This window comes from Janthinobacterium sp. SUN118 (genome assembly GCF_030397695.1).
Classification (GTDB): domain Bacteria; phylum Pseudomonadota; class Gammaproteobacteria; order Burkholderiales; family Burkholderiaceae_D; genus Janthinobacterium.
The window spans coordinates 3,020,276-3,031,799 of sequence record NZ_JAPUBV010000001.1 but is presented as its reverse complement, the minus strand read 5'-3'; the positions used below and the strand labels follow the sequence as shown (position 1 = coordinate 3,031,799).

8 protein-coding genes are annotated in these 11,524 nt (G+C 66.4%); 6 read left to right on the top strand and 2 right to left on the bottom strand.

Annotated elements, in window-relative coordinates:
- Nucleotides 1–35: 35 nt before the first annotated feature.
- The 6 genes from O0880_RS13665 to O0880_RS13640 all read left to right on the top strand — a co-directional run bounded on the left by O0880_RS13665 (nt 36) and on the right by O0880_RS13640 (nt 10,361).
- Nucleotides 36–3,077, top strand: coding sequence for a TonB-dependent receptor (locus tag O0880_RS13665; RefSeq protein WP_289886940.1), 3,042 nt, complete (start codon nt 36–38; stop codon nt 3,075–3,077).
- A gap of 81 nt (nt 3,078–3,158) precedes the next feature.
- Complete coding sequence (locus tag O0880_RS13660; protein ID WP_071323837.1) at nt 3,159–4,550, top strand: Gfo/Idh/MocA family oxidoreductase; 1,392 nt, start codon at nt 3,159–3,161, stop codon at nt 4,548–4,550.
- Nucleotides 4,551–4,677: 127 nt separating this feature from the next.
- The gene (locus tag O0880_RS13655) at nt 4,678–5,991 is read left to right on the top strand and encodes a DUF3472 domain-containing protein (RefSeq protein ID WP_289886939.1); all 1,314 of its coding nucleotides are present in this window, start codon (nt 4,678–4,680) and stop codon (nt 5,989–5,991) included.
- Nucleotides 5,992–6,316: 325 nt separating this feature from the next.
- Nucleotides 6,317–6,829: a sigma-70 family RNA polymerase sigma factor gene (locus O0880_RS13650; RefSeq protein ID WP_289886938.1), complete on the top strand. Its 513-nt coding sequence runs from the start codon at nt 6,317–6,319 to the stop codon at nt 6,827–6,829.
- The gene (locus O0880_RS13645) at nt 6,802–7,803 is read left to right on the top strand and encodes a FecR domain-containing protein (RefSeq protein ID WP_289886937.1); all 1,002 of its coding nucleotides are present in this window, start codon (nt 6,802–6,804) and stop codon (nt 7,801–7,803) included. The genes O0880_RS13650 and O0880_RS13645 overlap by 28 nt, the downstream gene beginning before the upstream one ends.
- Before the next feature lie 86 nt (nt 7,804–7,889).
- Nucleotides 7,890–10,361 carry a TonB-dependent receptor gene (locus O0880_RS13640; RefSeq protein ID WP_289886936.1) on the top strand — a complete coding sequence of 824 codons (2,472 nt, stop codon included), beginning with the start codon at nt 7,890–7,892 and terminating at the stop codon, nt 10,359–10,361.
- Between the two features lie 4 nt (nt 10,362–10,365).
- Here O0880_RS13640 and O0880_RS13635 read toward each other — a convergent pair whose 3' ends face one another.
- Both O0880_RS13635 and O0880_RS13630 read right to left on the bottom strand, forming a co-directional pair.
- Entirely contained in the window at nt 10,366–10,743 is a 378-nt protein-coding gene (locus tag O0880_RS13635; RefSeq protein ID WP_289886935.1) for a SirB2 family protein, read from the bottom strand.
- A gap of 84 nt (nt 10,744–10,827) precedes the next feature.
- The gene (locus O0880_RS13630; RefSeq protein WP_289886934.1) at nt 10,828–11,274 is read right to left on the bottom strand and encodes a GNAT family N-acetyltransferase; all 447 of its coding nucleotides are present in this window, start codon (nt 11,272–11,274) and stop codon (nt 10,828–10,830) included.
- Nucleotides 11,275–11,524 lie beyond the last annotated feature (250 nt).

Genomic DNA, 11,524 nt, shown 5'->3' with positions numbered 1-11,524 from the left:
GCTTACAACCCTCATATATAGACGGAGAGACCATTATGCATAGCACCCGACTCAAATTGCGCGACATCAGCCGCGCCGCCGCGATTGTCATCGCGCTGGCGGTAGGCGTGCCAGGCCAGGCCTGGGCACAGTCGAACGCCACCAGTACCATTTTCGGCGAAGTGACCGCGCCGGCCGGCGCCACCGTGGTGCTGGAAAACCTGGCGACAGGCGTGCAGCGCACCTTGACGCCGGATGCGTCGGGCCGCTATGTGGCCAATTCCATGCCGCCTGGCCGCTATGCGGTGCGCGTGCTGCGCGCCGGCGCCGTCGAGGCGGCGCAGGAAGTCGAGGCCCTGATCGGCGCCGGCGCCGAGGCCAACTTCGGCCCGGCCAGCGCGGCCGGTCCCGTCAGCCAGGAACAGACCGTCGTCGTGAAGGCGTCGCGCAACCCGATCGACGTGTCGAACACCAACAATGGCGTGATCTTCACGGCCAAGGAACTCAAGGCCCTGCCGGTGGGCAACGATGTCGCGTCCATCGTGCAGCTGACGCCGGGCGTCTCGCGCGGCACCAACAGCGTGTACGGCAACGCGCCGTCGATCGGCGGCTCGGGCCAGTCGGAAAACGCGTTCTACGTCAACGGTTTCCCGATCACGAACATCCTGACCCAGGTGGGCGCGTCGGAACTGCCATTTGGCGCGATTTCGAACATGCAGGTGCTGTCGGGCGGCTATGGTTCGGAATTCGGCCGTTCCACGGGCGGCGTGATCAACATCACCACCAAGAGCGGCGGCAACAAGGTCGAATTCGGCGGCAAGGTTTCCATCATTCCCCGCTCGCTGAAGGGCGAGCCGGAAAACATCTACTACCCGAACACGGGCGCCAATCCGAAGACGGACGGCAATCTGCTGTACTGGAACCGCGACAATGGCAGCACCAGCAAGGTGGTGGGCCTGTATGGCAGCGGTCCTTTGATCAAGAACAAGCTGTTCGCCTTCGTCGCGCTGGAACAGACGCGCACCGACGGCCAGGCCGTGGCGGCCGCCGCCGACTCGGGCACGGCGCTGGCGCGCGGCTGGAGCACCAGCCAGAGCAAGGTGGACCGCATGATGGCCAAGCTCGATTACAACCTGACGGACGACCATCACTTCGAGTACACCAAGCTGTATGACCGCACCCGCACGGACAGCCAGTCGTATGGCTACAGCTACGACACGCATTCGAGCAACGGCGTCCAGTCCGGCAAGGGCGAGACGACGACCAACTGCTGCGGCTCGTCGGCCGCGCCGGGGGCGAACATCGACATCTTCAAGTACACCGGCTATTTGACCGACAACCTGACGCTGACGGCGATGATGGGGCAGTCGCGCACCTCGCACACCCGCACGCCGAACGGCTACAACCCGCTGCTGGCGCAGACGTCGTCGAATTCCTCGACCCAGGTGCCAGGGCTGACGTATGCCAATCCGCAGACGGTGACGGGCACCCTGATCGACCCGTCCTCGGAAGACCGCCAGAAGGCCAAGCGCCTGGACCTGGAATACAAGCTGGGCAAGCACTCGCTGCGCGGCGGCATCGACCGCATCGACGTGGAATCGAAGGTGGGCCTGAGCCTGGCCGGCGGCTACCGCTGGAGCTACCAGAAGGCCGCCGATCCGAACCGCCCGATCAACGGCGCGTTTGAAACGCCGGCCCAGGGCGGCGGTTACGGCACGCAGGGTTACTATGTGAGCAAGGACTTGAACGCCAACCTGGCGCGTCCCACCAGCGTGCAATCGGCGCAATACATCCAGGATCACTACCAGGTCACTGAAAAAGTGCTGCTGGACCTGGGCCTGCGCCGCGAACAGTTCACCAACTACAGCACCGACGGCGTGGCGTTCATCTCGCAGCGCAACATGATCGCCCCGCGCGTGGGCGCCACCTGGGATTACCTGGGCGACGGCACCCTGAAATTCTTCGCCAATGGCGGCCGTTACCACCTGCCGGTGCCATCGAATCTGTCGAGCAACATGGCCAGCCCCTTCCTGGCCACCAGCGAAATGTACACGTACACGGGCGTCGATCCGGTGACGGGCGCGCCGACGGGTCTGCACGCCATCAGCAAGCCGTATTCGGCCAACAATGCCTACGGCCAGAGCCGCGATGCGCGCGAAGTGACGGCCATCGGCCTGAAGCCGCTGTCGCAGGATGAATTCTCGCTGGGCTTCGAACGCGCCCTGAGCAAGAAGCTGGTGGTCGGCGCCAGTGTGCTGTACCGCAAGCTGAACGACACCAACGACGACGTCTGCGACGCGCGTCCGCTGCAAGCCTGGGCCACGCGCAACAGCGTCGACACGAGCAACTGGGGCGGCTTCCAGTGCGCCATCATCAACCCGGGCCGCGACAACAGCCTGATGGTCGACTTCGACGACGGCAAGGGCCTGCGCCGCGTCGACATCTCGGCGGCGGAGTGGGGCAATCCGCTGCCATCGCGCACCTACCGCGCCCTGAACCTGTTCGTCGAGCACCCGTACACGAACGGCTGGTACGGCAAGCTGACCTACACCCTGTCCGGCCTGAAGGGCAATATGGAAGGCCAGACCGACAGCATCGGCGGCGGCGACGTGGGCCTGACGGTCAGCGACGACCACAAGGAACTGATGTACAACGCCTATGGCTACCTGCCGGGCGACCACCGCCACGCGTTCAAGGCGTATGGCTTCATGCAGGTCGTGCCAGACGTGACCGTGGGCGCCAACATGTCGCTGATCTCGGGTGCGCCGCGCAACTGCATCGGCGCGCTGCCCGATGACCTGAAGTTCGACAACGACTACGGCGATTCCTACTTCTATTGCAACGGCAAGCCGGCGCCGCGCGGCAGCCAGGGCCGCCTGCCATGGCAAGCCCAGCTGGACCTGAATGTGGCCTATACTCCCAGCGCCGTCAAAGGCCTGAGCTTGAAAGTGGACGTGTTCAATGTGTTCAACAGCCAGACGGTGACGCGCTACAACGAAACGCGAGAAGACCATGGCGCCATCGCCCGCAATTACCTGCAGGTGGCCGGCCGCACGGCGCCGCGTTCGGTGCGCTTCACGGCGGAATACACGTATTAATCTGCCGTAAGGCAGGATCCATGGGCGCCCGTGCCGGCCTGGCGGGCGCCCGGCAATTACCAACGGAGTGAGAAGAGACTAATGACGACACAATTCAATCGACGCAATTTCCTGTCCGCCAGCGCAGCGCTGGCCGGTGGCGCCATGGCCGGCAGCGCGCTGCTGCCCGGCGACGCCGTTGCCGCCCCCGCCGGCGGCCGCGACAAGGTCCGCCTCGGCATGATCGGCACGGGCATGCGCGGACAGGTGCTGCTGGCTGAACTGGTGCGCCGCGACGACGTGGAAGTGGTGGCCCTGTGCGATATCGAACCGATCATGCTCAAGCATGCTTTGGGCCAGGTGGCGAAAGCCGGCAAGCCGCGGCCGCGCACCTACGGCGAAGACCGCGACCAGAACGCCTACAAGCGCATGCTCGACGCGGGCGGCCTCGATGGCGTGATCATCGCCACGCCGTGGGAATTCCACGCGCCGATGGCGATTGCCGCCATGCAGGCGAAGATACCCGTCGGTTGCGAAGTGGTGGCCGGCATCACCCTGCAAGACCACTGGGATGTGCTCAATACCCAGCTGAAGACGGGCACGCCGTACATGTTGCTGGAAAACGTGTGCTACCGCCGCGACGTGATGGCGGCGCTGCAGATGGTGCGCGCCGGCCTGTTCGGCGAACTGCTGCACCTGCAGGGCGGCTACCAGCACGATTTGCGCGCCGTCAAATTCAACAGCGGCAATCCGGCCAAGCCGTATGGCGGCGGCGTGGAATTCGGCGAAAAGGGCTGGTCCGAAGCGCATTGGCGCACGCAGCACTCGGTCGAGCGCAACGGCGAGCTGTATCCGAGCCACGGCATCGGCCCATGCGCCATGTACACCAACGTCAACCGCGGCAACCGTTTCACGCGCATCAACGCCTTCGCCACCAAGGCACGCGGCTTGCACGACTATATCGTCAAGCAGCCGGGCGGCGCGCAGCATGCGAACGCCAAGGTGAAATTCAGGCTGGGCGACGTCGTCACCACCACGCTGGCGTGCGAAAACGGCGAAACCATCATCCTGCAGCACGATACGAGCCTGCCGCGCCCGTACTCGCTGGGCTTCCGCGTGCAAGGCACGGACGGCCTGTGGATGGACTTGAACAATTCCATCCACATCGAAGGCGTCAGCAAGCCGCACGCGTGGGATGACTTCAAGGCTTACCAGGACAAGTATGAGCATCCGCTGTGGCGCAAGTACGCGGCGCAGGCCGAGGGTGCCGGCCATGGCGGCATGGACTTCTTCGTCATCCACGCCTTTGTCGAAGCGCTGAAGGCCAACGCGCCGATGCCGATCGACATCTACGATGCCGTCACCTGGAGTGCCATCACGCCGTTGTCCGAACAATCGATCGCCGCCAACTTCCAGACCCTGGACTTCCCCGACTTCACGGGCGGCCAGTGGAAATCGCGCAAGCCGATTTTCGCCTTCGACGGCAAGTACTAAGCACCGACAACCCGCTACCGCGCCACCTGCCGTAGCGGGTTTTTTCATCTATCCCCAGTTTTTCAACCGCGGCGCAGGCTGCAGGTCCCTGTACGCCCGTCGCAAGCAGCACCACCAGGAGACGTTGATGAAACACAGAAGTTCATTACTCTATGCATTCCTTCCCGCCATGCCGATGTTGCTGGCAGCCTGCGGCGGCAGCACCGCCACGGCCACGGATACGGGCGGCACGGCCTTGCTGGCCATGAGCGTGGCCGCGCAAGGTGCGCCGGCGACCGTGGCACTGGCCGGCAATGCCTTCATCACCAGCGGCGCCGGCGGCGCCGTCATCAATGAAAAAGGCTTGGCCAGCTGGAGCAATCCGAATGCCGTCGCCAGCACGTATTTCCGCGTCGCCGAGGCGGGGCCGGTGCAGGTGGCGCTGGACGCCAGCCTGGCCGATGGCGGCAACAGCACCATCCGCGTGAAGATCAACGGCACGCCGTTCGACGTCAAGCTGGCCGGCAAGGCGCGCAAGACCTATGCCGTGGGCACGGTGAACGTGGCGGCAGCCGGCTATGTGAAGGTGGACATGCAGGGCCTGTCGCGCGTGAAGGCCACGTTTGGCGACGTCGCCGCGCTGAAGGTGACGTCCGGCGCCGCGCTCAATTACGCCAACGACCCGGAAAATTACTACTGGTCGCGGCGCGGACCATCCGTGCACATGGGCTACACGGTGCCGGCCAATACCGAGTATTTCTACAACGAGATGACGATACCCGTGGGCCAGGACGCCATCGGCTCGTACTTCATGGCCAATGGCTTCAGCCAGGGCTACATGGGCATCCAGGTCAAGTCGCCCAGCGAGCGCTGGATCCTGTTCTCCGTCTGGGATGCGGACAATGGCGCCAAGACCACCCTGGTCAGCAAGGGCGCCGGCGTGGTCGACAATGCGTTCGGCGGCGAGGGCACGGGCGGCCAGACCTATCTGTCGTATAACTGGGCGGCCGGGACCACCTACCGCTTCATCACGCGCGCGCGGCCCGACGGCAACGGCGGCAGCGACTACTCGGCATGGTTCTTTGCGCCGGAGACGGGCAAGTGGCGCTACATCGCCACCTGGAAGCGGCCGGCGATCAGCACTTACCTGACGGGCGTGCATTCCTTCCTCGAAAACTTCATCGACACCCTGGGGTACACGGAGCGCCGCGTCCAGTTCGGCAACCAGTGGGCACGCAATAGCGCTGGCGCCTGGTCGGAAGTGACGGCGGGGCGCTTCACGGGCGACGCCACGGCCACCAATGCGCAGCGCATGGATTACGCGGGCGGCCTGGAAAACGGCAAGTTCTACCTGCATAACGGCGGCTTCTTCGCCGACTACGTGAAGACCAACCAGAACTTCACGCGGCCGGCGACGGGCCAGGCGCCGGCCGTCGACGTGACGGCGCTGCCGATGCAATAACCTTCTCCGGCTCCGGAGAGCCGGGCAGCAGTGCGGGCGCCGCTCAGGCGGCGTCCGCAGTTCGCGATGGCAGGCGGGCAGGCCGCTGATCGCCATGCCCGCCGATGCGGCGCCTCGCACGAGGGTGTCCTGTCGCCACGGCCGGCGGCAATGGCCGTCAAAAGTGCAGGCCTTGCCGTTTTTCGACGGACGCCGCACGCGCCGTCACGGCTATTGCCGGACAGGGCTGCTGTTGCCGGCCTGCCACGGGCCATGGCGGCGGTTGCACGGTACGGGCTGCGCAAGTTAGAATGCGAATCATTATTATTTGCGCGCGAGGAATGCCGTGTCGGCTGCCCAATCCGGCGTCCACCAGGAGGTGGGCGGCCTGTATCACGACCACCACCGCTGGCTGCAGGGCTGGCTGCGGCACAAGCTGGGCAACGCCTTCGACGCGGCCGACGTGGCGCACGATACCTTCATGCGCTTGCTGAACCGCGATGACGCCATCGGCGCGCGCGAGCCGCGCGCCTTCCTGACGACCGTGGCCAAGGGCGTGCTGGGCAATCTGTACCGGCGGCGCGATCTGGAGGCGGCCTACCTGGAAACCCTGGCCAGCCTGCCGGCGCAGTGCGCGCCCGATCCCGAGGCGCAAGCCATCCTGCTCGAAGCCCTGTGCGACATCGACCGCCGTCTCGACGGCCTGGCGCCGCCCGTGCGCCGCGCCTTTCTGCTGTCGCAGCTCGACGGCATGCCGCAGGCGGCCATCGCGCTGGAGCTGGATGTCTCGCTGGCCACCGTGCAGCGCTACCTGGTGAAAGCCATGCACCAGTGCTTCTTTTCCCATCCGGCGCCGTGACGGGCGCCATGACGCCGCACGCGGCCAGCCTGCAAGCCGTGGAGTGGCTGGTGCGCCTGCAGGCCGGCGATTGCGCGCCCGAGGTGGAGCAAGCCTGGCGCGCCTGGCGCGACAGCGATCCGGAAAACGAACTGGCCTGGCAGCATGTGGAAGCGTGCATGGCGCGCATGCGCAGCTTGCCCGCGTCGCTGGCGCACGGCACCCTGGCGCGTAAACCCGTCCATGCGCAGGCGAATGCCGCGCGGCGCCAGTCGCTCAAGCTGCTGGCGCTGCTGGCCGTGGGCGGCGGCGCCTGGCTGGCGGGCGGCGACGAGCAGGCGGCTTCCTGGCTGGCCGACTACCGTACGGGCACGGGCGAGCTGCGCCACCTGGTGCTGGCGGATGGCACGCGCATCGCGCTCAATACGGCGTCCAGCATCGACGTGCGCTACGACGCGGGCCAGCGCCTGGTGACGGTACGAAAGGGCGAGATCATGGTCGCCACGGCGCGCGATCCGGCCGGCCGTCCCTTTGTCGTGCAGACGGCGCATGGCCGCTTGCAGCCCGTGGGCACGCGCTTTGCCGTGCGCGCCGGCAGCGACGGCACCTGCCTGGGCGTGTTCGAAGGCGCCGTCGACATTCAACCGGAGCGTGCACCCGCTGTGGCGCGCAGGCTGCACGCGGGCCAGCTGGCCAGCTTCACGTCGATGCAGATCGCTGCGGCACAAACCCTGCCGGCCGGCGCCGATGCCTGGACGACCGGCATGCTGGTGGCGCACGACATGCCGCTGGCGGAGTTCATCGGCGAACTGGCCCGCTACCGCCATGGCCGCCTGGCGTGCGACCCGGCCATCGCCCACCTGCGCGTCTCCGGCATCTACCCGCTGGCCGACACGGGGCAAGTGCTCGACATGCTGACGCGCACCTTGCCCGTCGACGTGCGCCAGACCACGCGTTTCTGGGTGACGGTGGTGGCGCATCGCCAGCGTCCATAAAATATTTCCAGAAAAAGTGAGGGGTTTTCGATTTTCGCGTGACAAGCACAGTGAAACCTCCATTCACTTTCAGGAAAACAGTCCGCATGCCGAGCAAACCACCGACTTCCGTTTCTTCCATTTCCCATCCATGCCGCCGCCGCGTGGCCGCGCTGGCCGTCAGCCAGGCCCTGTGGCTGCTGGCCGCCGGCGGCGCCGTGGCGATGGCGCCCGCCGCCATGGCCGCCAACGCAAACAATGCCGCCCGCATGCAGGTGGCGATACCCGCCGGCACCCTGGAGCAGGTGCTGGTGCGCTTCGGCCAGGACACGGGCACCATGATTTCCTACCAGGCCGCAGCGCTGGCGGGCAAGCGCAGCGCCGGCCTGGCGGGCAGCTACAGCGTGCCCGAGGCGCTGGACGCCATCGTCGCCGGTTCCGGCTTGCGCGCCGTCGCGCAGGCGAATGGCGGCTTTGTGCTGGAAGCGGCGCCGGCCAGTGCGGGCCAGACCATGCCGGAGATGAAAGTCACCGCCAGCGCCGATGCGCATGGCGCGACGGAAGGCAGCGGCTCGTACACGACGCAGACCATGCGCTCGGCCACGCGTTTGGGCCTATCCGCGCGCGAGACGCCGCAAGCCGTCAGCGTGGTCACGCGCCAGCAGATGGACGACCAGAACCTGCAGACGGTGGAAGAGGTGCTGCAGAACGCGGCCGGCGTGGCCATCAACCGCTACGACAGCGACCGCACCTCGTTTTTCGCGCGCGGCTTTTCCATCGCCAGCTACCAGTACGACGGCATTCCCACCACGGTCGACAATGCCTATAACGTGGGCGACAGCACCTTGGACATGACGGCTTACGACCGGGTCGAGATCGTGCGCGGCGCCACCGGCCTGCTGACGGGCGCAGGCGAGCCGTCGGCCACCATCAACCTGGTGCGCAAGCGCGCGTCGTCGACGCAGCTGGCCGGCGCGGCCGCCCTGAGCCTCGCTTCCTGGAACAATGCGCGCGCCAGCGCGGATCTCTCCACGCCCCTGAGCGCGGACGGCAAGGTGCGTGGCAGGGTCGTGGCCAGCTACCAGGACAGCGAATCGTATGTGCGCCTGTATCACGGCAAGAAAGCCATGGCGTATGCCACCGTGGAAGCGGACCTGGCGCCCGGCAGCGTGCTGATCGCCGGCTATGAATACCAGGACAACCGCCCGCGCGGCGGCATGTATGGCGGCTTGCCGCTGTGGTATGCGGATGGTGAACGGGCCACGTTTTCCCGCTCCGCGACGACGGCCGCCACCTGGAGCCGCTGGTTCAGCACCAGCCAGACGGCCTTCTTGCGCCTGGAGCAGGAGCTGGGCAGCGGCTGGAATCTGACGGCCATGCTGAATCACGGCTGGGGCAACTACTCGGCCGCCGAAACCTTCGCCTACACCTGGCCGAACAAGGCCACGGGGCAGGGCGTGACGGGCAGCCCCGGTTTTTACGCGGGCACGCGGCGCCAGGACAGCGTCGACGCCTATGTACAGGGGCCCGTCCAGTGGCTGGGGCGCACGCACGACCTGGCGTTCGGCGTCTCGGGCAGCAACCAGTTCGCCAGCAATCCCGGCATCTCGGGCGGCAGCGTCGACTACGGCAATTTTGACCGGTGGCAGGGCGTGGCACCCGAGCCGGACTGGAACGATCCGGCTTTCTACCGCTGGAAGCTGCTCGACACGGTGCAGCAGCGCGGCATCTATGGCACGGCGCGCTTTTCGCTGGCCGATCCGCTCAAGCTGATCGTCGGCGCGCGCTACAGCCGCTACAAGGCGGACCATGTCGACGACTGGGGCGGCAGCTACGCCTATGCCAAGCACGCCGTCACGCCGTATGCGGGCCTGGTGTGGGATATCGACGCGCAGCATGCGCTGTACACCAGCTACAGCAAGATCTTCAAGCCGCAGGGCAACCAGGACCGCTTCGGCCGCTACCTCGATCCCGTGCAGGGCAAGAATGTGGAAGTGGGCGTGAAGGGCGAATACTTCGGCGGCCGCCTGAATGCGGCGCTGGCCGTGTTCCGCATCGCGCAGGATGGCCTGGCGCAGGAAGATACGGGCCACTTCGTCGGCAATTCGCTGACGCAGGCCTACTACGCGGCGGATGGCACCACCAGCAAGGGCGTGGAACTGGACGTGTCGGGCGAACTGGCGCAGGGCTGGAACGTCTCGGCCAGCGTGTCGCACGCGGCGGCCAAGGATAACAAGGGCGCGCGCCTGAACAGCTACGTGCCGCAGACCCTGGCGCGCGTGTTTTCCACATACCAGCTGCCTGGCGGTTGGCGCGCATTGTCGGTGGGCGGCGGCGTGAACTGGCAGAGCGGCGCCTACCGCGATGCCACGGGACCGCAGGGCGTCGAACGCGTGGGGCAGGGCGGCTACGCCGTGGCCAGCCTGATGGCGAAATACGCGCTGTCGCGCCAGCTGTCGCTGCAGGCGAACATCAACAACCTGTTCGACAAGCATTACTACAGCCAGATCGGCATGTACAACCAGGCTTACTGGGGCGCGCCGCGCAATGCCAGCGTCACCCTGCGCTACATCTTCTGATCGATCAGAATGGCCAGGCCTGCTTGGTGACGGCCACGGCGACGATGTAGGCAAACAGCAGCACGGCGCCGGCGAACGCGGCGCCGCGCGCGGCTGGCGTCTTGCCGCGTTTCAGGGCGATGGTGCCCAGCACGATGTAGCCCACCAGCGCGCACAGCTTGGCGGCCAGCCACGGCTGGCTGCCCGGCGACTGGCCGCTCCACACGGCCAGCGTGATGGCGCTGAGCAGCAGGGCCGTGTCGACCAGGTGCGGCAGCACCTTCACCCAGCGCTGTTGCAGCGCGGGCGAGGCGCGCAGCATCCAGGCGCCGCGCAGGAGGAACAGAAAGCCGCTGGCGGCGGCGCAACCCATGTGGAAATGCTTGAGGCTCAGATAGTCCATGTATGTATGCTGCCGTCATTGAGAGTGGCGCCAGCATAGCCGCCTTTGGCCTTGCGCGCCATACGTCGTCGGGATAAGGCGGGCCTAGCGCAGGAATTTGACGTACACGAGCTCCGGGTCGCCCTCATCGAGATGCTCGATCCGGCCGCTGCGCACAAAGCCGGCGCTGGCGAACAGCCGTTGCGCGGCCAGGTTGGACTGGTTCGTCGAAGTGAACACTTTCTCCGTCGGGCACGCTGCCCCGGCGGCTGCCAGCAGCCGCTCTCCCACGCCCAGGCGCCGGTGCGCGGGCGACACCACCACCAGGGATATGAAGCCGTAGCCGAAGAAGTCGTCGTGCACGAGCACATAGCCGGCGACCTGGCCGGCCCGCAGGGCGAGCAGGCAGTGTCCCTTGCCGACGGCGGCGCGCACGGCCTCGCCACGGGCGGCGTGCGCCTGCGCGTAGGTGTCGCAGGCCAGCATGGCTTCCACATCGCCAGATGCCGCCGCGCGGGTGATGATCTCGTCTGCTGCGCCGCTGTTCTCCATGCCGCTCCTTGGCTCCTTGTTCTCCAGGCGCCGAGTGTGCCAAAAACGCGGCGTTTTGTAAAACCCCCCGCCATCCAGGCTAGGTCCATTCCGCATCGCCTAGTCACTTTTGCCGATGCGGCTATCCAGATTGCCTTTCCAGAATCACCCTGTGGCCGATAGTGCCTTTCGCGGCTGGCACGTAAGCTGGTCGGGACGGCTGGCCAGACGGCCAGTGCATTCATGGAGAAACATCGTGGCTACCCTAGAT